This window comes from Porphyrobacter sp. MBR-155 (genome assembly GCF_040547625.1).
In the GTDB taxonomy this organism is placed as follows: domain Bacteria; phylum Pseudomonadota; class Alphaproteobacteria; order Sphingomonadales; family Sphingomonadaceae; genus Erythrobacter.
This window is the reverse complement of record NZ_JBEPQB010000006.1, coordinates 213,168-238,095: the sequence shown is the minus strand read 5'-3', so window position 1 is coordinate 238,095 and position 24,928 is coordinate 213,168. Positions and strand designations below refer to the sequence as shown.

Sequence of the window (24,928 nt, the reverse complement as noted above, 5' to 3'; positions counted from 1 at the left end):
AGAAAGTGATACCATCGCGCATCCTCCCTGAATCGCACGTCGGCAAGCCTCTGGGAATCCCTAAATGGACTCTTTCGTTCCGGTCAATCCACTAGTTAACATTCCATAGGATAAATGACATGACGTGTGGACAGCAAACCGCCATTATCGTTAGCGTAATTCTCTCCTGCTTTTTCGTGCATCTTGGCTTTCTGATTCAAACCAGCGCCCGTCAGGTAAGCGAATATCCACATTGCGTGGGTTGGTTCGGGGTCGAGGACGAACGTTGTAAAACAGATCAAGTCTTTGACAGACTCAGGTCTTCGGTTGGTCTGCCGTGAAGACCTTAAGCGGGGTTTCCTATGGCGCACTTTGCGGCTGGCCCGACCAAGCTGTGTTTCGTGCTTGATGCCTAGCTAACAGCCGTCCCCATGCTTCGCCTTTAGCTTTCGCAGCACCAGCGCGCTTTGCGCCCATTGCGGGGTTTTCCCCGGCACAAGTGCCCGCCCATTGGCAGGCACGGAAATGGCGGCTGGCGCGCCCGCTGTAGCCCGCGCTTCGAAGGCTTCCCGCGTTTCGTCCGGTTCGCGTGAGATAGAACCGCCGCCGATGATGAGCGTGCTCATAGGTTCGCCGGTTTCCCCATCGCAAAGGGAAATGACGCTAGGCACCTCGCAATAACGAATTAGATGAGGATCGCTAATCCTTCGACATAGGTCGGGAATTGCGGTCGCCATCGCAGCACCCGCCTGGCCTTGCCGTTGGCGACGCGGCGGTTCTCCATGTAGAATCCGCGCGCCATTTCCGAGAGGTTTGCGTTCGCCAGCGTCTCCAGCGGGGGGGGCGCCACGCCCATCAAACGGCAGGCGTGTTCGGTCACTTCATTGCCGCTGCACGGCAGATCGTCGCCAATATTATAGGCACCCGGCGGTGCGTCCTGTGTCAGCGCGGCGACGACGGCGCTGGCAATGTCATCAACATGGACGCGGCTGAACACCTGCCCCTGCAAATCGATCCGCCGCGCCTTACCCTCCTTCACTCGGTCGAGCGCGCTGCGCCCCGGCCCGTAGATCCCCGGCAGCCGGAACACCCGCGCGCTCATGTTCAGCCATGCGAGGTCAGCCTCGGCGCGGGCGTTCCTTCGGCCCTCTCCCGATTGCGCAATTGTGGGCGTCGCCTCGTCCACCCATGCGCCTTGTCTGTCGCCGTAAACACCGGTCGACGAGAGGTAACCTAACCACTGCCCCTCGAACTGGTCATAGTAGAAATCCAGCACCGGATCGATCCCGGATGACCGGTCTGGCGGAACCGAAGATAGGATATGCGTCGCCTTGTCCATGCGCTCAAGCACGGCAATGGCATCCATCCATTCGAGGTTGCCATTGCGGCCCGTAGCATCGACTCGCCACCCGCGCTCCCGCATCGCAGCGGCAATGCGCGTAGCTGTGTAGCCGAGGCCAAAGATCAGGAGATTGCTCATGCCTCTCACCTTGCCGTTCGCCCCGAGCAAAGTCGAGAGGTCGGGCGAATGTGTCTCGACTACGCTCAACACGAACGGGTAAAGGGCACGGCATGGATATCGCAACCACCCCCACCACCCCAGACGGCAACCCCGAACTCGCGGATGCCGCGCCGACCCCGCACGATCCCCCGGTGATCCGCCGCGAGGATTACCGACCATACCCGTGGCGCGTGCCGACGACGCATCTCGACTTCCAGCTGGGGCTTGAGGCGACGCAGGTCACGGCGACCCTGACGGTCGAACGCAACCCCGCCGCCGAACCCAGCCGCGAACTGCGCCTCAACGGCGACAGCCTTTCCGCGCTCAACGCCACCATCGACGGCGCGCCTGCGGATTGGCAGATGGACGGCCCCGATCTCGTTCTCACCTTGCCCGGCGACAAGCACACGGTCGCAATCGTCACCACCATCGACCCTGCCGCGAACACCCAGCTGATGGGCCTCTATGCCTCGAACGGGATGCTCTGCACCCAGTGCGAGGCCGAGGGCTTCCGCCGCATCACGTTCTTCCCCGACCGGCCCGATGTGCTGTCGACCTATACCGTGCGGATGGCGGGCGACGCATCGGCATTCCCGGTGCTGCTGTGCAACGGCAACCGCGTGGCCGAGGGTGTGAACGGCGATGGCACCCATTGGGCTGAATGGCACGATCCCTGGCCCAAGCCGTCCTATCTGTTCGCGCTGGTGGCGGGCGATCTGGTGGCCAATTCCAGACCCTTTACCACACAATCGGGCCGCGTAGTCGAATGCAACATCTGGGTGCGGGCCGATGACCTCGCGCGCACCGACCATGCGCTCGAATCGCTCCATCGAGCGATGAAGTGGGACGAGGACGTGTTCGGGCGCGAATATGACCTTGATCTCTACAACATCGTCGCCGTGTCCGATTTCAACATGGGAGCGATGGAGAACAAGGGGCTCAACGTCTTCAACACCAAATACGTGCTGGCCGACCCCGATACCGCGACAGATGGCGACTTTGACGCAGTCGAAGGCGTGATTGCGCACGAATATTTCCACAACTGGTCGGGCAACCGCGTGACCTGCCGCGACTGGTTCCAGCTTTCGCTGAAAGAAGGCTTCACCGTGCTGCGCGACCAATTGTTCTCGCAGGATATGCAGGGTGAGGCGGTCAAGCGGATCGAGGATGTGCGCATCCTGCGCGGCGCGCAGTTCCCCGAAGATGCCGGGCCGCTTGCCCACCCGATCCGGCCCGACTCTTACCGCGAAATCAGCAATTTCTACACCGCCACCGTCTATAACAAGGGTGCCGAAGTCATCCGCATGATGCGGACGATGGCGGGGTTGGAGCGGTTCCGCCAAGGCACCGATCTCTACTTCGATCGCCACGATGGCGAGGCGGCGACCTGTGAGGATTTCGTGCGTGCGATCGAAGACGGAGCGGGGCTTGATCTCACCCAGTTCCGCCGGTGGTATTCACAGGCCGGCACGCCGCGTGTGGTAGTGTCGCAGGCGCTGAATGGTGACACGCTGACACTGACGCTCAGGCAGACCGTGCCCCCCACCCCCGGCCAGCCCGACAAGGCGCCGATGCCAATCCCGCTGCGGGTGGTCGTGCATTCGCGGGGCGGCATGCTGGGGGCAGAACAGTTGATCGTGCTCACCGACGCGGAGCAGACCTTCACCCTCCCGCTCGCCGGGCCCGATCCGGTGGTGTCGATCAACCGCGGCTTCACCGCCCCGGTGGTGATTGATCGAGCTTTGGTGCGCGAAGACCTCGTGTTCCTCGCCGCGCAGGATGACGATCCCTTCGCCCGTTCCGAAGCCTTGCAGGAACTCGCTGTCAGTCACCTCGTCGGAATCGCGAGCGGCGAATTGTCGGTCGACGAAAAGGCCGCAGGCGAGGCGGCGATCATCGGCGCGTTCCGGTCGAGCATCGCTGACACCGCGCTCGATGATGCGATGCGCGGTGAATTGATGGTGCTGCCGTCAGAAAACTACCTGTTCGAAGTCATGGCCACAGGCGACCGGTTGGCCGACCCCGGCGCGATCCACGCTGCACGCGAAGGGTTGAAGGCGGCCATCGGCGTCGCGCTGGCAGATGATCTGCTGGCGCTTCACGCGCGCGCTTCGGCGGTCACGCTCGATGATCCGGCGGGACGGGGTGCGCGCAAGGTCAAGACTGCGGCGCTCGCGCTGATCGCGGCCGCCGATCCGGCGCGCGCCGCCACGCTTGCCGCGCAGCAATATGACGCGGCGGACAACATGACCGACCGGCAAGGCGCGCTGATGGTACTGTGCGGGCTCGATCATCCCGCGCGCGAAGAGAAGCTGGCGGCGTTCTATGATCGCTACCAGCACAACCCGTTGGTGGTGGACAAGTGGTTCACTTTGCAAGCGCTCTCGCTCCACCCCGATGTGATCGCGCAGGTCCGCAAGTTGGCCGAACACCCGGACTTCACCATGAAGAACCCCAACCGGGTGCGTTCTCTGCACATGGCGTTCGCGGGCAATCCCAAGGGCTTCCATGCAGCCAGCGGCGAAGGCTATCGGATGGTGGCGGACGTGATCCTCGCGCTGGATCCGATCAACCCGCAAACGGCGGCGCGGTTTGTCCCGTCACTCGGGCGCTGGCGGCGGATCGAGTCGGTGCGCGCGGCGTTAATGAAGGGCGAGCTTGAGCGGATCGCGGCGGCAGGAAACCTCTCGCGCGATACGTTTGAACAGGTCAGCCGCAGCCTCGATGGCTGAGATGCCCCCCTTTGCCATCGAGCGTTCAGTGCTGCTGGAAGGCATCCCGCACGGCTTTTTCGGCAGTGCAGGCGGCGCGCATCAATTCGGCTTTGGCGGGCCGGGCGATGCTGCGGATGTGCGAAAGCTGCGAGCGGAAGCGGCAGATGCGATACTGCCTGGCGGGCGGCTGGCCGCGCCGCATCAGGTGCATTCGCCCGATGTTGTGGTAGTGGATTATGCTTGGGATGATGCTGCCGAAGGTCGCCCGGTGGTCGATGCGGTTGTAACTGCCAAGCCCGGCATCGTGCTAGGCATCGTTACCGCTGATTGTGCGCCCATCTTGCTGGCTGACCGCGCGGCAGGGGTGATTGGCGCGGCCCATGCCGGGTGGCGCGGCGCGGTGGGCGGAGTGATTGCAAATACCGTCGCCGCGATGGAGCGCCTTGGCGCGCGGCGAAATGCAATCGCAGCAGTGATCGGGCCGACCATCGCGCAGGCCAGCTACGAAGTTGACGCCGCTTTCCGCGCGCAATTCGATGTCGCCGCGAACCGCTTTTTTGCGCCCGCACCGGAGCGTGAAGGCATTGTGCGCTGGTATTTTGATCTTCCAGGCCACATCGTCACAAAATTGACCGATGCTGGCATTGATAAAATTGCTGATATCGGCCGAGATACGCTCTGCGACGTTGCGCATTACCATTCCTACCGCCGCGCGACCCAAGTGGGCGAAGGTAATTATGGAAGACAAATCAGCATGATAGCCCTTCCCTGATGCGAGTTTGCACACTGACGAACAGGCCTTGAATAAAACACAGTTGGATTTTTGAGCGATTGCCGTTAATTGCCCCCGCGAGTTCTGGGTGGGTTGGGTAGCAAACGCTCATGCTGTCCGGAGCAGGGACCAATTAAGCAGATCAAGCCGGAGGCGCCAGCTTTCGGATCTGGAACACCACGCTGCGCAAGGCATCACAACCGCGCGGCAACACGAGCAGGGTATTTGACGATGGCTGAAATGAGCGGTGCGACCACTCCCGCAGGTGCCTCGGAAATGACGGAAGGCGCAGATGGCATCCGCCGTCGCGACTGGATTCACATCGCTGCATTGAGCACAGCGGGCGTAGGCGGGGCATCGCTACTGTTTCCGCTGGTGAGCCAGATGAGCCCCTCGGCCGACGTGTTGGCGCAGGGCAGCACCGAAGTCGATGTGAGTGCGATCGAGGCGGGGCAGGCCATCAAGACGATGTTCCGCAAGCAGCCGCTGTTTGTTCGCCGCCTCACGGCGGAAGAGATAGACGAGGCCAACGCGGTTGATATTTCTACTCTGCGCGATCCGCAGAGCTTGGCTGAGCGAACCAAGGAAGGGCATGAAGACATGCTCATTACAATGGGCGTTTGCACCCATCTGGGCTGTGTGCCGTTGGGCGCAGGCGAAGGCGAGAACCGCGGCGAATATGGTGGCTACTTCTGCCCCTGCCATGGTTCGCATTACGACACCGCAGCGCGCATACGCAAAGGCCCGGCACCGCTCAATCTGGTAGTGCCTGAATACGAGTTCACGTCCGATACCGTAGTCCGCATCGGCTGATCCCGCATAACAGAATGACAATGAACACCTATCCGATCCGTAACATCGATCAATTCGAGAGAACGCTATGAGTTTCGCCTGGGCAAAGCAGTACGAGCCGCAATCCGCTTTCACCAAGTGGCTTGACGAGAAATTGCCGCTTCCGCGTCTCGTCTACAATGCGGTTGGCGCCGGTTATCCGGTGCCGCGCAATCTCAACTACATGTGGAATTTCGGCGTGCTCGCCGGGTTCTTCCTGGTAGTGCAGATTGTTACCGGGGTTGTTCTGGCGATGCATTATGCCGCCAATGCCGGGGTTGCTTTCAGCACGGTCGAACACATCATGCGCAACGTCAACTACGGCTGGATGCTGCGTTACGCCCACGCCAACGGTGCAAGCTTCTTCTTCATTGTGATCTATCTGCACATTTTCCGCGGGTTCTTCTATTCATCCTACAAGGCCCCGCGCGAGATGATCTGGCTGCTGGGCGTGGTGATCTTCCTGCTAATGATGGCAACCGCCTTCATGGGTTATGTGCTTCCGTGGGGCCAGATGAGCTTCTGGGGGGCGCAGGTGATCACCGGCCTGTTCAGCGCCATCCCGATCGTGGGTGAGCCGCTGCAGGTTTGGCTGCTGGGCGGGTTTGCTCCTGATAACGCAGCGCTCAACCGTTTCTTCTCGCTGCACTTCCTGCTGCCGTTTGTGATTGCTGGGGTTGTGATCTTGCACATCTGGGCGCTGCACATCCCCGGCTCGTCAAACCCGACCGGTGTGGAAGTGAAGCAGGAATCGGACACCGTGCCGTTCCACCCCTACTACACGGCGAAGGATGGTTTCGGGCTGGGCGTGATTCTCATCTTCTTCACGCTGATGGTATTTTTCCTGCCCAACGCACTCGGGCACCCGGACAATTATATCGAGGCCAACCCGCTCTCAACCCCGGCGTTGATCGTGCCGGAATGGTACTTCTACCCCTTCTACGCGATCTTGCGCGCCTTCACGGGCGATCTCACCATCCCGTTTACCGGCATTGTGTTGATCCCGGCGAAACTCCTCGGCGTGATCGCGATGTTCGGATCGATCCTGGTGTGGTTTATCCTGCCGTGGCTGGACAAGAGCCCGGTACGGTCGGGCCACTATCGCCCGCTGTTCCGCAAATTCTTCTGGTTCGGCTTGATCCCGACCATGGCAGCGCTGTTCTATCTTGGCGGTGCTCACGCGGAAGAGCCCTACATCATGTTCAGCCAGATATTCACGGCGTATTACTTCCTGCACTTCCTCGTGATCCTGCCGATTGTAAGCCAGATCGAAGTGCCTAAGCCGCTGCCCTTCTCGATCACCGAAGCGGTGACCGGCAAGGATAAGCCGGCCGAGTAATCGGTCGGGGCAGTTCTCACGCAATTTGATCCGATAACCAGAAAGAGTTCGGTCATGACTATTCGCCTCGGAGGTATCATCGCCGGCCTCGCCATCACTGCGGTGCTGGTGCTGTGGTCGCTGGTGCCAGGTTTCATGAACTTCGCATTCGGCCCTGCACCGGAACAGCAGCCTTCCTATGCCTTCTATGAACATGGCGTCGGGCCTGAAGACGGCTTCTCGTTTGACGGCCCGCTTGGCACTTGGGACGTTGCCCAACTGCAGCGCGGGTATCAGGTTTACAAAGAAGTCTGTTCGGCGTGCCACAGCCTGAAGTTCGTGGCGTTCCGCAACCTGCGGCAGCTCAGCTACACCGAAGCGGAAGTAGAAGCCGAAGCGAAAAGCTGGACGGTGCCGGGGATCGATCCGAACACTGGTGAAAACACCACCCGTCCGGGTAATCCGACCGATCATTTCCCGATGCCTTACCCCAATGCGATCGCCGCCGCAGCAGCCAACAACAATGCCATCCCGCCCGACCTTTCGCTGATTACCAAGGCCCGGCCTGACGGATCGAACTACGTCTATGACCTGTTGACCGGTTATGGAGAGCCTGATGCTGCAAAGGCCGCCAAGGTCGGTTTTGAAACCCCGGCTGGCCTGTATTTCAACAAGCACTTCCCCAACGTCAATATCGCGATGGCTCCGCCGCTCGCGATTGACGGCCAGGTAACCTATGCTGATGGAACCGAGGCGACCATTCCGCAGATGGCGACCGACGTTGCAGCGTTCCTGACCTGGACGGCAGAACCTTCGTTGGTCGAGCGCAAGCAGACCGGCTGGTTTGTGCTCGGCTTCCTGCTGTTCGCAACAGCGCTGGCATTCCTGTCGTACAAGCAGATCTGGGCCGGGATGAAGCCGAAGAAGAAGTAAGTCTTCCCGTTCAATGTAAACGCCAAGAACGCCCCATCGTCCCCTGCGGATGGTGGGGCGTTCTGCTTTTAACGTGCCGCAAAGGGGCCTTTTGACATGACACCTCCGCATCTCTCTCCCGCAGAGCTCAAGGCGCTGGTGCGCACGGTTCCCGATTTCCCCCAGCATGGCATCCAGTTCCGCGATATCACCCCGCTGATCGGCCACCCCCGGGGCATGGCGGCGAGCGTGCATCATCTTGCCGAGTGGGCTGATGTGGCAGGCGCGCACAAGATTGCGGGGATGGAAGCGCGCGGATTCATTTTCGGCGCGGCAGTGGCGGTGCAGCTTGGTGTCGGCTTCGTGCCTGTCCGAAAGCCGGGCAAACTGCCGATCGCGACCATCAGCATCGACTACGCGCTTGAATACGGCACCGATCGACTGGAAATGGACCCGGGCGCGATTGAGCCGGGGCAGAAAGTGGTGATTGTCGATGATCTGATCGCCACCGGAGGCACGGCGTTGGCCTCGGCGCAGCTGCTGCGCAAGGCGGGCGCGGTGATCGAAGCGGCGCTGTTCGTGATCGACCTGCCTGACCTTGGCGGTGCAGCGCGGCTACGCGATGCCGGGATAGCGGTCAGCGCGCTGATGGAATTCGAAGGCGATTGATCAGCTGAGCTTGGCGACTTCAGCCAGCACCTTCTGCGCCCATTCGGGGCGGCAGATCAACAGATCGGGCATGTAGGTATCGGCTTGATTGTAAACCGGCGGCGATCCGTCGATCCGCGAACAATGCAGCCCGTGTGCCAGCGCTACGGCAACCGGCGCGCAGCTGTCCCATTCGTACTGCCCGCCCGAATGCAGATAGACCTCGGCCTCGCCGCGCACCACCGCCATCGCCTTGGCCCCCGCGCTGCCCATCGGCACCAGCGTTCCGCCAAGCACATTAGCCACCGCCTCGGCTTCGCGCGCGGGCCGGGTGCGGCTGACGACAAAACGCGGTTGGGGGGCCATCGGAGCAAGCGGCGTCGGCGCGTCCGAGCGTAGCACCACCCCGCCATCCAGTCCGGGCAGCGCCACCGCACCCAGCACCGCGACCCCATCAACCGCAAGCGCGACATGGACCGCCCAATCGGCGCGGGCCTCGCCATATTCGCGGGTGCCGTCGACCGGATCGATAATCCACACCCGGCTTTGGGTCAGGCGTGCGGCGTTGTCCTTTTCCTCTTCCGACAGCAGGCCATCATCGGGCCGGGCGGCGCGGATCGCGTGGCACAAAAACTGGTTGGCCGTCGCATCGCCTGCCGCGCCAAGCGCTTTGCCGGCAAGCAGCCCGCTGTCCCGCACATCCACCAGCAAATGCCCCGCAGCCTGCGCCAACCGCGCTGCCAATTCGCCGTCGCTCAATCCTGCCCCACTGCTCATTTGAGCGGCAAGATCTGCTGAATGATGAACCGTGCCGCCTCCTCGGGTGTCATATCCACCGTATTGACCCGGATTTCGGGATTTTCGGGTGCTTCATAGGGACTGTCGATCCCGGTGAAGTTCTTGAGCTGCCCGGCGCGCGCTTTCTTGTAGAGGCCCTTCACATCGCGGCTTTCGGCCACTTCCAGCGGCGTATCGACGAAGATTTCGATGAACTCACCAGGCTCCAGCATGTCGCGCACCATCTGGCGTTCGGCGCGGAACGGCGAGATGAACGCGGTGAGCACAATCAGCCCAGCATCCGCCATTAACTTCGCCACTTCGCCCACGCGGCGGATATTTTCGATCCGGTCGGTCTCGGTAAAGCCCAGATCGCGGTTGAGACCATGGCGGACATTGTCGCCATCCAGAAGGAAGGTGTGGCGGTTCATCACGAACAGCTGTTTTTCGACTTCGTTGGCGATGGTCGATTTGCCGCTGCCCGAAAGCCCGGTGAACCACAGCACACGCGGCCGCTGGTTCTTCATGCTCGCGTGATCATCGCGGGTGATCGCGGTCGGCTGCCAATGGACATTATCGGCGCGGCGCAGGCTGAAGGCGATCATCCCCGCAGCGACGGTCGCGTTGGTGAACTTGTCGATCAGGATGAACCCACCCAGCTGGCGACTTTCCGCATAGGGCTCAAACACGATCGGGCGATCGGTGGCAAATTCAACCACGCCGATGGCGTTGAGGCCCAGCGTCTTGGCCGCCAGATGTTCGAGACTATTGACGTCTATCTCGTATTTGGGCGGCTGAACCGTCGCGGTGACGGTTTGCGTGCCAAGTTTGAGCCAATAGCCGCGTCCCGGCTTCAACGCCTCCTCGTCCATCCACACCAGAGTTGCGCTGAACTGATCGGATGCCTGCGGCGGATCGCCCGCAGCCGCGATCACATCGCCGCGGCTGCAATCGACCTCATCAGCCAGTGTCAGCGTGACCGACTGGCCCGCGACCGCTTCGTCCAGTTCGCCCGCAAAGGTGACGATTGATTTGACCGTGCTGGTCTTGCCCGACGGCACGATCCGCACCGCATCACCAGCGCGGATGGTTCCGCTGGCGATCAATCCGGCGAAACCGCGAAAATCGAGGTTGGGGCGGTTGACCCACTGCACCGGCATTCGGAACGTCTGACTTTGCGCGGCGGCGGCGTCCACCTCCACCGATTCAAGGTGCTCGATCAGCGCCGGGCCATCATACCATGGGGTGTTGGCCGAGGGCGAAGCCGTGATATTATCGCCCTTGAAACCCGAAATCGGGATCGCGGTGAAGGCGCCTATCCCGATGCTGGTCGCAAACGCTCGGTAATCAGCCACAATTGCGTCAAACACCGTCTGGTCATAGCTGACCAGATCCATCTTGTTCACCGCCAACACTACGTGCCGGATGCCGAGCAGGTGGACGAGAAAAGAGTGCCGCCGCGTTTGCTGCAACACCCCCTTGCGCGCATCGATCAGGATCACCGCAAGATCGGCGGTCGAAGCGCCGGTCACCATATTGCGAGTATATTGTTCATGCCCCGGCGTATCGGCGACGATGAACTTGCGCTTTTCGGTGGCGAAGAAGCGGTAGGCGACGTCGATGGTGATGCCCTGTTCGCGCTCCGCCGCAAGGCCATCGACCAGCAGCGCGAAGTCGATCTCTTCGCCTTGGGTACCGTGGCGTTTGCTGTCACTTTCGAGCGCGGCGAGCTGATCTTCGAAGATCATCTTGGAATCATACAGCAGACGCCCGATCAGGGTGGACTTGCCATCATCCACGCTGCCGCAGGTGATGAACCGCAGAAGGCTCTTGTTCTGATGCGCGGTGAGATAGGCGTCGATATCCTCTGCGATCAGTGCATCGGTCTGGAACGAAGAAGGCGTGGTCATCAGAAGTAGCCCTCCTGCTTTTTCTTCTCCATGCTGGCGTCGCCGCCGTCCTTGTCGATCACCCGGCCCTGGCGTTCGCTGGTGGTGGTGAGCAGCATTTCCTGCACGACTTCGGACAGGGTAGAGGCGGTGCTTTCAACCGCGCCGGTTAGCGGGAAGCAGCCGAGCGTGCGAAACCGGATGGATCGCGTGGTGATTTCGGGCTTGTGGCCCATCGCCTGCTCCAGCCGGGGCAGATCATCGGCCATGAACAGCCCGCCTTCATATTCGTAAGTCGGGCGCGGGGCGGCGAAATACAGCGGCACGATCTCGATATTTTCGGCCATGATATATTGCCAGATGTCGAGTTCGGTCCAGTTTGAGATCGGGAACACCCGGATGCTTTCGCCCTTCTTTTTGCGGGTGTTGTAAAGGTTCCAGAGTTCCGGGCGCTGATTTTTCGGATCCCAGCCGTGGTGTGCTGTGCGGAAACTGAACACGCGTTCTTTGGCGCGGCTTTTTTCCTCATCACGCCGCGCGCCGCCGAAGGCAACATCAAATCCGTGAAGGTCGAGCGCCTGTTTCAGCCCTTGCGTCTTCCACATATCCGTGTGCAGCGGGCCGTGTTCGAACGGGTTGATCCCGCGCGCTTTGGCTTCGGGGTTGTGATAGACCAGCAGCTCCATCCCGGCATCGCGCGCCGCCTTTTCGCGCAAGGCATACATGTCCTTGAACTTCCAGGTGGTGTCGACATGCAGCAGCGGAAACGGCGGAGGCGCTGGGTAGAACGCCTTTTTGGCTAGATGCAGCATCACCGCTGAATCCTTGCCTACCGAATAAAGCATAACCGGCTTTTCCGCCTCGGCCACGACTTCACGCAAGATATGGATGCTTTCGGCTTCGAGCCGTTCAAGATGGGTCAGGCTGCGCATAATTTGCAGCTACACGCAGAACCGCGCAAGACAAGCACAGTTTTGGTTGGGGCAGGCCAAGCGCAGGCATTGGATAGCGGGAACGCCAGAGGGCCGATAGGTGACAAACAAGATGGGTTGTCCTTGCGCCATGTTTGTCGCGGGGCTACGCGCATCAGACGCAATCGCGAACGCATTTTTCGGACGGAAGGACCACCGGGGCCGCCAATGGCGATACCATTGACGCTTATTACGCTGGTGGCGCTGCCGTTTCTTGCCGCGCTGGTGATTGCGCTGCTGCACGACGCTTCGCGCGCGGTGCATTCGGGCATTGCGGGCGGGGCCAGTGCGCTTGGCCTCGGCCTGTTGGTGATGCTGGCTGGGCCGGTGATCGGCGGCGATGTTCCGTCTGCATCGTGGCAATGGGTGCCTTCGCTGGGGCTGGATCTGACGCTGATGGTCGATCCGCTCGGCCTGCTGTTTGGCGGGTTGATCCTAGGCATTGGCCTCCTGGTGGTGATCTTCGCCCATTTCTATCTCTATGCGGGAGAGGCGACCGGTCGGTTCTTTGCCAGCCTAATGCTGTTCCAAGGCGCGATGCTGGGCATTGTGATCGCGGGCAATGTATTGTTGCTGCTGGTGTTCTGGGAACTAACCAGCCTGTCGTCGTTCCTGCTGATCGGGTTTTGGCAGCACAAAGCCGAAGCGCGGCAGGGCGCGCGCATGGCGCTGGCGATTACTGGCGGTGGGGGTTTGGCGCTGATTGGTGGCATGGTGCTGCTGGGGCTGATCGCGGGATCGTTTGATCTGGCAACAATCCTTGAGCGCGGCGATGTGGTGCGTGCTTCGCCACTTTACCCGGTGATGTTAGGGCTGATTTTGCTGGGCTGTTTCACCAAATCGGCGCAGTTCCCGTTTCATTTCTGGCTGCCCCACGCGATGGCAGCGCCCACCCCGGTCAGCGCTTACCTGCATTCTGCAACGATGGTGAAGGCAGGTGTGTTCCTGTTGGCGCGGTTGTGGCCGGTGCTGGCGGGGACCGAAGCTTTCACCGTGATCGTCAGTAGCGTCGGCCTCGCCACGATGGTGTTTGGCGCGGGCGTGGCGCTATTCCGGCATGATCTGAAAAGCATCCTTGCCTATTCCACCATCAGCCAATTGGGCCTGCTGGTGATGTTGCTGGGGTTCTCGCTGGAGATGGCGGCGATGGCTGCGGTATTGCACATCCTCAACCACGCCGCATTCAAAGCCGCGCTGTTCATGAGCGCCGGGATCGTCGAGCATGAAACCGGCACACGCAATATCCGGCGGCTGGGCGGACTCGCCAAGGTGATGCCGATTACCGCGCTGATCGCCACCCTTGCCGCCGCATCAATGGCCGGGCTGCCGCCGCTGGGCGGGTTCATATCGAAGGAGTTGATGCTGTATCAGACGCCCGATCTGGTGCTCCTAGGCCTGCCATGGCTGGTGCCGCTGCTGGCAACCATCGGGGCAACGCTTTCGGTCGGTTATTCACTGCGGTTGGCCGGACATCTGTTTTTCGGCCACCCACGCGAGGCCGAGCCTTACGCGCGCGCCCATGATCCGGGCTTTGGTATGTGGGCTGCACCTGCTGCCTTGACGCTGCTGGCAGTGCTGCTGGGGCTGGTCCCGATGTTGCTGGCCGGGCCGCTGGTGGGTGCAGTGACGGGCGCGGTGATCGGCGGCGCGGCGCCTGAATTTGATCTGGCGCTGTGGCATGGCGTCAACCTTGCGTTGATCCTCAGCCTCATCGCAGTGGCGGGCGGTGTGCTCCTGTTGTGGCAGCACGCGCGCCTGCTGGAAATGTGGGAACGCGCCCGCCTGCCCGATGCCAAGCGCATATTCGAAGCCACGCTAGACTTTGCCAACATCTGGGTGCGCAAGGCCATTGTCACGACGCACACACCTTCGTTGCAGCGGATGCTGCTGGCGATTTTCGTCGTGATTATCGCGCTGGTGATCGATGGGGCGATGGCCGGGGGCGGGGTGTTCACTGGCACGCGCCTAGGCCTGCCCGCCTCGGCCCCGGCAATCATTGCCTGGGTGCTGTTGATCGCGGCGACGGCCGCGGTGGTGAACGATTCGCGCAACCGTTTCCGGGTGTTGATCTACATCAGCGTGATCGGCCTGATCGTCAGCCTTGCCTTCGTGCGGTTTTCCGCGCCTGATCTCGCGCTGACGCAGATTTCGGTCGAGGTCGTTACCATCCTGCTGTTGTTGCTGGCGCTCAACCTGTTGCCCAAAGATCCGCCACTATTGTCGGCTGCGCCGCGCAAATGGCGCGATGGCGCATTGGCGATTGTGGGCGGTGTGCTGATCGGCGGGGTGGCATGGGCGATGCTGACCCGCGATCCGGGCGCGAGCATTGCGGCCTATCACCTCGCCAATGCCAAGCCCGGCGGGGGCGGCACCAATGTCGTCAACGTCATCCTTGTCGATTTCCGCGCGTTTGATACGCTGGGCGAGATCATTGTGCTCGGCATCGCTGGCTTGGGCATTTTTGCGCTTCTGGATACCACGGCAGTCGGCGCAGCAGGCGCGCGGTTGCGGCGCTGGCGCGAAGACATGCCGCATTCGCCCGAACGCCACCCGATGATGCTGCTCATGGCCAGCCGCATCGTCCTGCCTTTGACGCTGACGGTGGGGATATTCCTGTTCTTGCGTGGCCATAACCAGCCTGGCGGCGGCTTTATCGCGGCGCTGGTGGTGGCGATTGCGTTCCTGGTGCAATATCTTGCTGCCGGATTTGATTGGTCGGATGCACGGCGGCGGTTTAGCGAGCATCGCCTGATCGCGTGGGGCGTGCTGACTGCGATGGCGACCGGGTTGGGCGCAGTGGTGTTTGGAGCGAACTTCCTTACATCGACCTTCGATTATTTCACACTGCCGCTGATTGGCGAGTTTGAATTGGCCAGCGCGATGCTGTTTGATGTCGGCGTGTTCCTGACCGTATTCGGTGCGGTGATGCTGGCGCTCGCACAACTGAGCCATATCGCGCAGCGTGCCGCCCGGGCCCATGCCGCCACGTTGGCGGACGGAAAGGACGCGCCATGACCTATGAATTTCTGGTGGCGAGCGCGATTGGGGTGCTGGTGGCGGGTGGCATCTTTCTGGCTCTGCGTGCGCGCACGTTTCAGGTGGTGCTGGGCCTCACGCTGCTGTCCTATGCGGTCAACCTGTTCCTGTTTGCGTCAGGACGGCTGGTGCTGAACCGTCCACCGATCTGGGACAAGGCAGTGGCCGAATATACCGATCCGCTGCCACAAGCGCTGGCCCTAACCGCAATTGTCATAACCTTTGGCATGACCGCGTTCGTGGTGATCCTGGCGCTGCGCAGCTTCCTTGAAAGCGGCAGCGACCATGTTGATGGTGACACGGTGACAGGCGATGCGCAGGACGGCCTCGCCAGTGATGACACGCATGGGGAGCACCCGTGACGCTCGCCGATCATCTACCGATCCTGCCGGTTGCGATTCCAGCGCTTGCCGCGCCGTTCGCGCTGCTGGTGATGCGGCGGCGGCGATCGCTGGGCATCAACATTTCGCTGGTGTCGTGCATCGCCATGCTGGCATCCGCGATCGCCCTGATGACACAGGTCAGCGACGGGACCATCCTCGCCTACGAATTGGGCAATTGGCCCGCGCCGTTCGGCATTGTTCTGGTGGCAGACCGGCTGGCGGCGATGATGCTGGTGCTGGCGGCTACCCTCGCGCTGATCGCACTGCTGCACGCGGTGGTGACTCGCGCTGACCGTAAGGGCTGGCATTTCCACCCGCTATTCCAGTTCCAGCTGATGGGATTGAACGGCGCGTTCCTGACCGGCGACCTGTTCAACCTGTTTGTTTTTTTCGAAGTGCTGCTGATCGCCTCTTACGGGCTGATGTTGCACGGGCAAGGTCCGGCGCGGTTGAAGGCCGGGGTGCAATATGTGGTCGTCAACCTTGTCGGGTCATCGCTGTTCCTGATCGCGCTGGGGTTGCTCTATGCGCTGACCGGCACTCTCAACATGGCCGACATGGGGCTACGAGTGGCAGCACTGGCGCCCGAGGATCAGGGCCTGCTGCGCATTGCCGCGCTGCTACTGGTCAGCGTGTTTGCGCTGAAAGCGGCGGTCGCGCCGCTGCATCTGTGGCTGGTGCGGACCTACGCCGTATCTACCCCGGCGGTGGCGGCGCTGTTTGCGATTATGACCAAGGTCGGCGTCTATTCGCTGATCCGGGTTGTACCGCAGGTGTTTGGCGATGGCGCGGGCGCTGCGGCTTGGGTTCCGGCACCTTATCTGCTTCCGGCAGCGATGGTAAGCGCAGGTATCGGCTTTGCAGGCGTGTTCGTGGCCCGCAGCCTGTCCGAACAGGCTGCCTATCTGGTGATCGGATCAACCGGTACGTTATTGATCGCGGTGGCGGGCTGGCAGACGGCAACATTGGGAGCGGCGCTCTATTATCTCGTCCATTCGACAATCGCGGCGGCGGCGCTGTTTCTGGTAGCCGACGTGGTTGCGAGACGGCGAGGCGGGTTTGCTGATAATGCCAGTCCCGGCCCTGATTTTGCCGACCGTAGCGCAGTGGGCCTGATGTTCATGCTCGCTGCCATCGCGGCAACCGGTCTGCCGCCGTTATCAGGTTTCATCGGCAAACTGATGATCCTGAAATCGGTGACTGCCCTGCCCGATTGGGGTTGGGCGTGGGGGGTAATTCTGGTCACGACATTGTTCGGAATTATCGGCTTTGCCCGCGTGGGCAGCACGCTGTTCTGGAAACAGGGACAAAGTGGCGAGGCGACTGCGCCTGCCGCCACACGCGCCGATCTTGTCGCACCTGCGATTGCGCTGGCACTGCTGGCAGCGCTATCCGCCGGAGCGGGTTGGGCCAGCACCTATGCCAACGCCGCCGCGGCGCAGGCGCTCGACCCGGCATTATCCGCCCGCGCAGTGCTGGGTGAGGTTGCGCAATGAGCCGTCTGTTGCCGCATCCAGGCCTCAGCGTATTGCTGGTGGCGATGTGGATGGTGATGGTGGGCGACCTCACCTTTGGCGCATTGTTCCTGGGGTTGGTCCTGGGTTTTGTCATCCCGTTGTTCACCGCACCGTGGTGGCCGGGACGTCCCAAGGTGCGCTACCTGTCCGCACTTGTTTATTTCGGGCTTGTAGTGTGGGACATCATCATCGCCAATTTCGAGGTTGCGGCGATTATCCTGTTCAAACCCAATCGCGATTTGCGCCCGGCGTGGCTGGCGATACCGCTTGAACTGACCTCGCCTGAAGCGATTACAGTGTTCGCCGGGACGATCAGCCTCACCCCCGGAACGGTGTCGAGCGATGTGTCGGCTTGTGGCAAATATCTGCTCGTCCACGCGCTCCACGCGCCCGACCCGGCGAGCGAGATCACCAAGGTCAAATTGCGCTACGAGGCCCGGCTTATGAGGATCTTCGTATGATCGAATATGCCCTCGGCTTTGGTTTTGCGGCGCTCGGCCTGGCGCTGGCGCTGAACCTTTGGCGATTGCTCAAGGGGCCGGGCGTCACGGATCGCATCCTTGCGCTTGATACGATGGTGATCAACATCATCGGCATCATCGTGCTCGCCGGAATTGCAGGTGGCAGCGGCTCATCGTTCGAAGCCGCGCTGTTGCTGGCGATGGTCGGATTTGTCGGTACCGTCGCCTATGCCAAGTTTTTGCTGCGCGGGAATATCATCGAATGAGCGTGCCGCTGTCTCTCGCCGAGGTTATTGTCAGTTTGCTGATCGTAATCGGCGGCAGTTTTGCGTTGATTGGAAGCTGGGGGCTGGTGCGCCTGCCTTCGCTGATGGAGCGGCTGCACGGCCCGACCAAGGCGACAACTTTGGGCCTGGGCGGGATGCTGCTCGGTTCGGTGGCCTATTTCCAGTTGGTGCGCGGTGAGTGGACCACGCATGAATTTCTGGTTTCGGTATTCCTGTTCGTGACCGCGCCGATTTCAGCGAACTTGATCGCCAAGGTGCACCTCCACCGCCTGCGCTTGGGTGAAGCGTCCGAAGCGGCTGGCCCGGCCGGCCGGCCCGCACCACCGACAGCCGATACCGATTGGGCCACGCATGAAGCCCCCCATCTGGGCACGCCGGGTGATATGGCCGGGGATTGAGCTCGCTTATTTATACCGGCGCGCTGAGATGCTGACGCATCACGCGCTGGAATTGCTTAAGCGCCCGCAAATTGCCTTCGTCAATTCAGGGGGTCGATTGCCACTTCAGAGACTCTAACCTCGTAATGGAGGTGAGGGCCAGTTGACCGGCCCGTCGAACCGACAAATCCGATGATCTGCCCCTGCTTGACACTTTGACCCGGCGTTACTGACGTCGCTGAAAGGTGAGCATAGCGGGTCTGGATAGCTTTTCCGTGGTCGACCTGGATCGTCAGGCCATAGCCTCCCATCCAACCGGCCAACCCGACTATTCCGTCAGCCGTTGCGACCACCGGACTCCCCATCGGCGCAGCCAGATCAACCCCTGCATGGGGCTGATAACGTCCGGAAAGCGGATGGAACCGGTAGCCGAAACCGCTGGAAAGCCGACCATTGTTCAATGGGAGCCCTGCCGGATAGCCGATCAATGGCATTCCGCTGGCGTTCCGGCGCGGCCGAGTTCTTGAAAATGACACGACGCTTGCACCTGCCGCGGTACTCCTGGCCTCAAACCGTCGCTCACCCAGTTCGTCGCCAGCCTTTGCTAGGCTTATTTTCCCTACCGGTGTGGCAATGCTGATCGGTGAATAGGTTGGACTGATCGCGTCTGCTCGTTCGCTGTCGGCAGACGGCGCACTACTCACGGAGGCTGGAGCATCCTCTGCGGAAAGGTAAGCCGGGAACGACAGCGCGACGATCGCACCTGTCCGCGCCATCTGGCGCAATCCGTGAAAGAGGTGACGCTTTACCAAATCTGCTGCCCAAGCGCGACCAGCGCCCCCATGCCAATCGCAACGCCGTAGGGCACACCCTTTGTGTCCTTGCGAAACAGGCGCCCTCGGGATTTTATCAACATAACGATCAGCATTGCCAAACCAACCATCGAGATCGCGAAAATCAAATTGAAAAACAGGCTGATCGGGAACCATGCTGCGACCGCTGCATAGAACTTGCCGTCACCCCCGCCCCAGACACCCCCGGCAAACAGCGCTAGACCGATCGCCAAGGCGACGGCGAAATGCCCAAGATGGCTCAGGAAATCGGTAGGCGTTACGCCAATCGCGGCAAACACCAACCCGGCCACCAATGTCGCAAGGCTAAGCCAGTTGGAAAGGTGCCGGTTGGCAATATCAGTCCAGGCCCCAAACCCTGCGAGGCCGGCCAACAGCAGAAAGGCAAAGGTCTCGAAAGGAGGCACGGGTCAGCCGATCAACTTCAATTTTTGTTGAGGAAGATGCGGATTGGCAGCGATGCTGTGCCTTCGGTCTGCCGCGATGCGGCAGCAATCTTCCGGGTCGGCGTCACGTTGATCCGGATCGGATAATTGGATCGCGGCCTCGGCGCGGTTACCAAGATAGCTGATCTGACGATTGCGCCTTCCAGCTTCTTTTCCGGAACCTTGGCCCCCGAAGCCTGGCTGGCCGGGAGTGTGCGGATGAACACTTCCTTGGCCTTGGCCATTCTCAATGGGCGCGCCTGCGGCACATCATCTTCTTCCGCCGCCGCCGTAGCAGTTGGAGCAACCACCGTAGCTTCGACTGCGGGGGATACTGCTCGCGGAGTCTGCTTGGCCAGCATGATCCGCTCGTCCACCCGCGCAAGGTTCCGCCAATAGCGTTGATCGGTCGGGTCAAGCTCGGCCGCCCGTACAAAAAGATCCCGGGCGACATCGTCACGGCCCAGCGTGGAATAGGCCACTGCCATCCCATTGAATGCCTCGGGTGCCAGCGCATGATTGTAGGAAGCCTGCCGGAAGGCTTCGATCGCCTTGGTCGGGCGACCCGCCGCCAGATGGGCGCGGCCAACCTCAAGGCGTTCAGCAAAATATGCGCTCATATCGGTCTGCTGCGCGGTCTTGGATCGCGGGGTGAAATCGAGTGATGCACATCCCGCAGTTGCCAGACACAATGTCGCGCCGACTATAGCCCAAACTTTCATCGCTATCCTCCTGTCAATGCTGGAGCAAGTTCACGGACAACCCGTATGCCGGCGGGCAGCATCAGCACCCCGATCATCACCGGCAACATGAAAACCACCAGGGGTATTGAAATCAGAACTGGTAGCCGGTGCGCCTTTTCCTCGGCGCGCATTCTGCGCCTCTCGCGCATTTCTTCTGCATAGACGCGAAGTGTGCTGCCCAAGCTCGTACCGAGCTTGTCCGACTGAATCAGCAGCGTCGCAAACGACCGGATTTCATCCACGCCTGCGGTTTCGGAAAGGCTTCGGAAAGCCTCCGCGCGCGATGCCCCTGCGCGCAGCTGGAGCCCGGTGGCGGAAAGCAGTTCGGAAACCTGCGGATGCGCCTGCACGACCTCACGGCCAACGCGATCCATTGCCGCCTCAATCCCTAGCCCCGCCTCGACACAAACGAGCATCAGATCAAGGCAATCGGGAAAGCCATTCACAATGGCCTGTTTACGGCGATCGGCTTTGGCGCTGACGACGAGATTCGGCAGAAAAAGACCGACCAATCCCAATGCAGAACCAACTACATAAATTGCACCCAATCCTGGGCTTTCAACCGTGAAAAACATCACCGTCAGCACAATCGCGGGGAGCGCAAACACCAGTGTAAGCCGGATCAAGGTGAAGATACGGGGTGCCGAGGCGCTGCTATACCCTGCCTCCTTAAGCTTGGCGCTGAGGCGGTCATCCTTGGAGTCAGCGAGGCTCAGCCCGGCTTGTTCGATCCTCTGGGCCATGCGTGCCCAAGCACTGGTGTTCCGGTCGCTCCGCAGACTACCGGAAAAGCCCTGATCCGGCCGCACGGCAACCAGTTTTTCAAGGGCAATCCGCTCATCGCGCCGGCGGAGCGCGAGATTCAAACCGACAAAGGCAAAAAATGCAATGACCGCAAAGATGCCGAACAATACGGCAGTCTTTATGACGGGGCTGCTTGCTATAAGATCAATCATCGCCGTCAGACCTTGATGTTGATCATTATGCGGATCGTCGCAAACCCAATGGCATACATCACAATAAGGCCAACAAAGCCGATGATAAAGGCCGGGTCATCTGCAACATCGAGGTAGAAGGCTGGGTTTACAACAAATAACGACAGGAAAGCTCCGACCGGAAGGATCGTCAATATCCACCCTGTCATCCTGCCTTCCGAACTTAACGCACGAACCTTGAGGAACAGGCTGGCGCGGGCGCGAATGACAGACGCAAGATTTTCAAGGATTTCAGCCAGATTACCGCCGGTCTCATTCTGCACCGACAGTGAGACGACGAACATTCGTATATCTTCAAGCCCCCACCTTTCCGCCATATTCGAGAGTGAGTCAGCAAGCTCGGCTCCGTAGGACACCTCATCCGCCACCAGGCCATATTCACTGCCTATCGGATCGGGCATTTCCCGGGTGAGGAGATCGATGGCCGAAGCCACTGGGTGGCCTGCACGCAGCGCGCGGATGAAAACATCAAGGCTGATCGGGAACTGTTCTTCCATCCGCTTGCGACGCCTTTGCGCCAAGGCGTTCACCACCAGCACGGGCAGCAGCACGGCAGCACAAAAGGACAGCGTGACGATCAGCAGAACTGTGCCCGCCGACATGGTGAAACCGCTCATCGCCGCCGCGATTCCGATCACGGCAACCAGCAGTCCGAAAGCAACCGCCATTGCAAAAACGACCAGACTGGTTGCAAATGGCACTCCGGCGGCACGCAACGAACGTTCCAGCGCCGCCAACAAACTGGCCAACGGCTGCGGGAAAGCGGAAAAATCGCTACCTGTGTTCTTCCGAAGAACCGATATGATCTCGTCTCGGCTGCGGCCTTCACTGATCAACTTCAAGCGCTGATTGATGGTATTCAACCGCGAACGGCGGGCCCAGGCCACATTGAGAACCGCCTGCACCACGATAAAGGTTGTCGCGAACAGCGCGAGCAGGATTCCCAATCTCAGAAAGGCATCTGTCATGCTGTCTCTGCCCCGTGTTCAGGGCGGAACAGATCGGCGCTGAGGTTGATCCCGGCAGTCGCCGCATCGGCGGCAAACTTAGGCCTGATGCCAGTCGCTTCGAACCGACCCAGAACGTCGCCATTCTCGGTCCGCCCCGTCATCTTGAAGCGATAGATTTCCTGCATCGTGATGGTGTCGCCTTCCATGCCGGTCACTTCCGAGACACTCATCACCTTGCGCCGACCATCCGACAGGCGGCCGACCTGAACCACCACATCGACTGCCGATGCGATCTGTGCGCGGGCCGACCGGGCCGGCATGTCGATACCGCTCATGCCAATCATCTGCTCAACACGCGCCAGCGCATCGCGGGGTGTGTTGGCATGGACAGTGGTCATCGATCCATCATGGCCGGTGTTCATGGCCTGAAGCATATCGAATGCTTCGCCAGCCCGGACTTCGCCGACCACGATCCGGTCTGGGCGCATACGCAGCGCATTCTTCACGAGATCGCGCTGGGATATCTCACCCTTACCCTCGATATTGGAGGGTCGGGTTTCCAGCCTTGCCACATGTTCTTGCTGCAACTGCAGTTCGGCACTGTCTTCGATGGTGACGATGCGTTCGCTGCCATCAATGAATGATGACAGCGCATTGAGCAGGGTGGTCTTGCCCGAACCGGTGCCGCCGCTGATCAGGACATTACGGCGCATGGCGACCACCGCGCGCAGGATATCCGCCATTGCCGGGGTAAGGCTTCCGAATTCGACCAGGCGATCCATGCCGATCCGCTTCTTCGCGAACTTGCGGATGGAAAGCAGCGACCCATCAACCGCAAGCGGAGCGACAATCGCATTTACACGCGATCCGTCTGCCAGCCGGGCATCGACGAATGGCGAGGATTCATCGATCCGGCGACCGACCGCGCTGACGATTTTCTGGATGATCCGCATGAGATGGCGTTCATCCTGAAACATCGTCGCGGCGCGCTCCAGCTTGCCGAAACGCTCGACAAACACGGTCTTGGGGCCGTTCACCAGAATATCGGTGATCGATTCGTCCTGAAGCAGTGGTTCAAGCGGGCCAAGGCCAAGCAGTTCGTCCAGCACATCATCGACCAACGCTTCACGTTCGGCGCGGTTCAGCTTTTCCTTTTGATCGGCCAGAATCTCGCCAATGATTTCGGCGACTTCTGCGCGGATGGTCGGGCGCGGTAGCTTGTCCAGCGCGGAAAGGTTGATCTTGTCGAGCAGCGAACGGTGGATCGAAATCTTCAGCTCAAGCAAGGCGGCCTGCGCCTCATCGTGGAACAGCGCGGCCTCAGTAACCGGGGCGACATAAGGCTGTTCCGGATCAATCGGCTGTTCGGTCTGAATGCCAGTCTTCTTGACGGACCATTTCATGACTGTTCACCGTCCGAAAAATCAGTTTCGGCCAGCTGGGCAAAGGCTTTGGCAAAGGCGCTGCGGGGCTCCTCTTCGCTGAACAGGAAGCCGCGAACCTGCGCTTCTTGCAGGCCGGTTTTCACCAGCGGAATGACGGCGGCGATCTCCCGATCTAGCGTGTCACCGACGGCCTGCGCGCCGATAACCTGAAACAGGCGTTTTTCAGCGCAATTGACCACCAGTGTGACATTGCCTGGGGCGACATCCACGCTGTCGAGCAGCGCGATGGTCTTGCTTGCCCGGCTGATGCTGCGCACCGATTGATCCACGACCAGCAGCAGGCGGTTGCATGCACATGCGGCCGACAGACCGGCGTTCGTCCACCCGGCCGGGAAATCGAGCAGCACGTGATCGTAATTCTGCCGCAGCATCGTCAGCAGCCTGAGCAACTGGTCGGCATCGATCGTTTCCGGCGGCGGAATGTCGCGCGGGGCGGCCAGCAGGTCGATCCTGGGCCGGACGTTGGTCACGGCATTGGCAATGATGTCCCAATCGAGCCGGTCGCCGGCATCAAGGCAATCAACCACACTCGTGCTGGGCGAGACGCCGAACAGGCTGGCCTGCTCACCAAATTGGCAATCGAGATCGACAATGCAGCAGCGCGCGTCTTCGTTCTGTTCGGTTATCGCGGCCGCGAGATGCGAAACGACCGTGCTGGCCCCAATCCCTCCGGACGAGTGAACCACTGCCTGCATCGGGGCAAGACCGGCCGACTGATTAGCAAACTGGGTGCTAAGGTCGATGATGACCGGAAGCAGTTCATCGGCGTTGAAGGGCAGCGCGACCACATCCTTGATGCCCAGCCGCATCAGCGTGCGAACCTTACTGAGATCAAGGCTTTCGACCGCGGCGATGATCGGCAGGTCGGGATATCGGGAGCGCGCCCGTTCGATACGCCCGATCGAGCCGGGCAGCCCCGGATTGACCTCGATCACCAGAACGGTGCTTTGCGTTACGGGAAGCGCGGGGAGCGCAGCGTTGGTTGGCAAGGCAACGCTGGTGAAAATCTGCCGGAACTGTTCGGGGAATTGGCTTTCCAGATGCGCCAACTCATCCTCTGACGCCACCACGCAAGCGCACATTCGCGTTGGCAGGCGACGGAACAGGGTGAGAGTTTCAGACTTGGTCATGTGGTTATCCATTTCA

General features: G+C 60.8%; 24 protein-coding genes. 12 read left to right on the top strand and 12 right to left on the bottom strand.

All coding sequences use genetic code 11. The annotated features are described in order from the left end of the window. Positions 1-395 precede the first annotated feature (395 nt). Positions 396-605, bottom strand: coding sequence for a hypothetical protein (locus ABIE62_RS08865; protein ID WP_354325293.1), 210 nt, complete (start codon positions 603-605; stop codon positions 396-398). 59 nt (positions 606-664) lie between these two features. Beyond that, complete coding sequence (locus ABIE62_RS08860; protein WP_354325291.1) at positions 665-1,459, bottom strand: NAD-dependent epimerase/dehydratase family protein; 795 nt, start codon at positions 1,457-1,459, stop codon at positions 665-667. 92 nt (positions 1,460-1,551) lie between these two features. Between ABIE62_RS08860 and pepN the strand changes: the two genes are divergently transcribed. The 6 genes from pepN (at position 1,552) to ABIE62_RS08830 (ending at position 8,696) form a co-directional block, all read left to right on the top strand. Then, positions 1,552-4,212: an aminopeptidase N gene (pepN, locus tag ABIE62_RS08855; RefSeq protein WP_354325290.1), complete on the top strand. Its 2,661-nt coding sequence runs from the start codon at positions 1,552-1,554 to the stop codon at positions 4,210-4,212. Beyond that, the gene (pgeF, locus tag ABIE62_RS08850) at positions 4,205-4,966 is read left to right on the top strand and encodes a peptidoglycan editing factor PgeF (protein ID WP_354325288.1); all 762 of its coding nucleotides are present in this window, start codon (positions 4,205-4,207) and stop codon (positions 4,964-4,966) included. Before pepN ends, pgeF begins: the two co-directional genes overlap by 8 nt. Before the next feature lie 240 nt (positions 4,967-5,206). Beyond that, on the top strand, positions 5,207-5,779 hold the full coding sequence (gene petA, locus ABIE62_RS08845; RefSeq protein ID WP_354325320.1) for a ubiquinol-cytochrome c reductase iron-sulfur subunit: 573 nt from the start codon (positions 5,207-5,209) through the stop codon (positions 5,777-5,779). A gap of 67 nt (positions 5,780-5,846) precedes the next feature. Continuing rightward, positions 5,847-7,136 (top strand): cytochrome b, encoded by a 1,290-nt coding sequence (locus tag ABIE62_RS08840; protein ID WP_354325286.1) that lies wholly within the window; start codon positions 5,847-5,849, stop codon positions 7,134-7,136. Positions 7,137-7,190: 54 nt separating this feature from the next. Beyond that, complete coding sequence (locus tag ABIE62_RS08835; RefSeq protein WP_354325285.1) at positions 7,191-8,048, top strand: cytochrome c1; 858 nt, start codon at positions 7,191-7,193, stop codon at positions 8,046-8,048. Between the two features lie 96 nt (positions 8,049-8,144). Then, a complete protein-coding gene (locus ABIE62_RS08830) occupies positions 8,145-8,696 on the top strand; it encodes an adenine phosphoribosyltransferase (RefSeq protein ID WP_354325283.1) in 552 nt (183 codons plus the stop codon). Here ABIE62_RS08830 and ABIE62_RS08825 read toward each other — a convergent pair whose 3' ends face one another. Genes ABIE62_RS08825 through cysD form a run of 3 tightly spaced genes read right to left on the bottom strand, consistent with a single transcriptional unit; the run spans position 8,697 to position 12,273 of the window. After that, entirely contained in the window at positions 8,697-9,452 is a 756-nt protein-coding gene (locus ABIE62_RS08825; RefSeq protein WP_354325282.1) for a 3'(2'),5'-bisphosphate nucleotidase CysQ, read from the bottom strand. Continuing rightward, positions 9,449-11,362 carry a sulfate adenylyltransferase subunit CysN gene (gene cysN, locus ABIE62_RS08820; RefSeq protein ID WP_354325279.1) on the bottom strand — a complete coding sequence of 638 codons (1,914 nt, stop codon included), beginning with the start codon at positions 11,360-11,362 and terminating at the stop codon, positions 9,449-9,451. Before cysN ends, ABIE62_RS08825 begins: the two co-directional genes overlap by 4 nt. After that, entirely contained in the window at positions 11,362-12,273 is a 912-nt protein-coding gene (gene cysD / locus ABIE62_RS08815) for a sulfate adenylyltransferase subunit CysD (protein WP_354325278.1), read from the bottom strand. Before cysD ends, cysN begins: the two co-directional genes overlap by 1 nt. 207 nt (positions 12,274-12,480) lie before the next feature. On the opposite strand from cysD, the gene ABIE62_RS08810 reads away from it, so the two are divergent. From ABIE62_RS08810 to ABIE62_RS08785, 6 genes are read left to right on the top strand one after another with little or no spacing between them, the layout of a single operon-like run. Then, on the top strand, positions 12,481-15,327 hold the full coding sequence (locus ABIE62_RS08810; RefSeq protein ID WP_354325276.1) for a monovalent cation/H+ antiporter subunit A: 2,847 nt from the start codon (positions 12,481-12,483) through the stop codon (positions 15,325-15,327). Then, positions 15,324-15,710, top strand: coding sequence for a Na+/H+ antiporter subunit C (locus ABIE62_RS08805; protein ID WP_354325275.1), 387 nt, complete (start codon positions 15,324-15,326; stop codon positions 15,708-15,710). Before ABIE62_RS08810 ends, ABIE62_RS08805 begins: the two co-directional genes overlap by 4 nt. Further along, positions 15,707-17,227, top strand: coding sequence for a monovalent cation/H+ antiporter subunit D (locus ABIE62_RS08800; protein WP_354325273.1), 1,521 nt, complete (start codon positions 15,707-15,709; stop codon positions 17,225-17,227). Before ABIE62_RS08805 ends, ABIE62_RS08800 begins: the two co-directional genes overlap by 4 nt. After that, entirely contained in the window at positions 17,224-17,709 is a 486-nt protein-coding gene (locus ABIE62_RS08795; RefSeq protein WP_354325271.1) for a Na+/H+ antiporter subunit E, read from the top strand. The genes ABIE62_RS08800 and ABIE62_RS08795 overlap by 4 nt, the downstream gene beginning before the upstream one ends. Then, complete coding sequence (locus tag ABIE62_RS08790) at positions 17,706-17,975, top strand: K+/H+ antiporter subunit F (RefSeq protein ID WP_354325269.1); 270 nt, start codon at positions 17,706-17,708, stop codon at positions 17,973-17,975. The genes ABIE62_RS08795 and ABIE62_RS08790 overlap by 4 nt, the downstream gene beginning before the upstream one ends. After that, a complete protein-coding gene (locus ABIE62_RS08785; RefSeq protein ID WP_354325268.1) occupies positions 17,972-18,394 on the top strand; it encodes a Na+/H+ antiporter subunit G in 423 nt (140 codons plus the stop codon). Before ABIE62_RS08790 ends, ABIE62_RS08785 begins: the two co-directional genes overlap by 4 nt. Before the next feature lie 80 nt (positions 18,395-18,474). On the opposite strand, the gene ABIE62_RS08780 is transcribed toward ABIE62_RS08785, so the two are convergent. The 7 genes from ABIE62_RS08780 to ABIE62_RS08750 form a co-directional block, all read right to left on the bottom strand. Then, complete coding sequence (locus ABIE62_RS08780) at positions 18,475-18,867, bottom strand: M23 family metallopeptidase (RefSeq protein ID WP_354325267.1); 393 nt, start codon at positions 18,865-18,867, stop codon at positions 18,475-18,477. A gap of 311 nt (positions 18,868-19,178) precedes the next feature. Beyond that, positions 19,179-19,631, bottom strand: coding sequence for an A24 family peptidase (locus ABIE62_RS08775; protein ID WP_354325265.1), 453 nt, complete (start codon positions 19,629-19,631; stop codon positions 19,179-19,181). Positions 19,632-19,648: 17 nt separating this feature from the next. Beyond that, on the bottom strand, positions 19,649-20,371 hold the full coding sequence (locus ABIE62_RS08770; RefSeq protein WP_354325263.1) for a tetratricopeptide repeat protein: 723 nt from the start codon (positions 20,369-20,371) through the stop codon (positions 19,649-19,651). 2 nt (positions 20,372-20,373) lie between these two features. Continuing rightward, positions 20,374-21,348: a type II secretion system F family protein gene (locus ABIE62_RS08765; RefSeq protein ID WP_354325261.1), complete on the bottom strand. Its 975-nt coding sequence runs from the start codon at positions 21,346-21,348 to the stop codon at positions 20,374-20,376. Between the two features lie 5 nt (positions 21,349-21,353). Beyond that, positions 21,354-22,355, bottom strand: a complete 1,002-nt coding sequence (locus ABIE62_RS08760) for a type II secretion system F family protein (RefSeq protein WP_354325259.1) — start codon at positions 22,353-22,355, stop codon at positions 21,354-21,356. Next, on the bottom strand, positions 22,352-23,740 hold the full coding sequence (locus ABIE62_RS08755) for a TadA family conjugal transfer-associated ATPase (protein ID WP_354325257.1): 1,389 nt from the start codon (positions 23,738-23,740) through the stop codon (positions 22,352-22,354). Before ABIE62_RS08755 ends, ABIE62_RS08760 begins: the two co-directional genes overlap by 4 nt. Continuing rightward, positions 23,737-24,912 carry a CpaE/TadZ family protein gene (locus ABIE62_RS08750; RefSeq protein WP_354325256.1) on the bottom strand — a complete coding sequence of 392 codons (1,176 nt, stop codon included), beginning with the start codon at positions 24,910-24,912 and terminating at the stop codon, positions 23,737-23,739. Before ABIE62_RS08750 ends, ABIE62_RS08755 begins: the two co-directional genes overlap by 4 nt. Between the last annotated feature and the right edge of the window lie 16 nt (positions 24,913-24,928).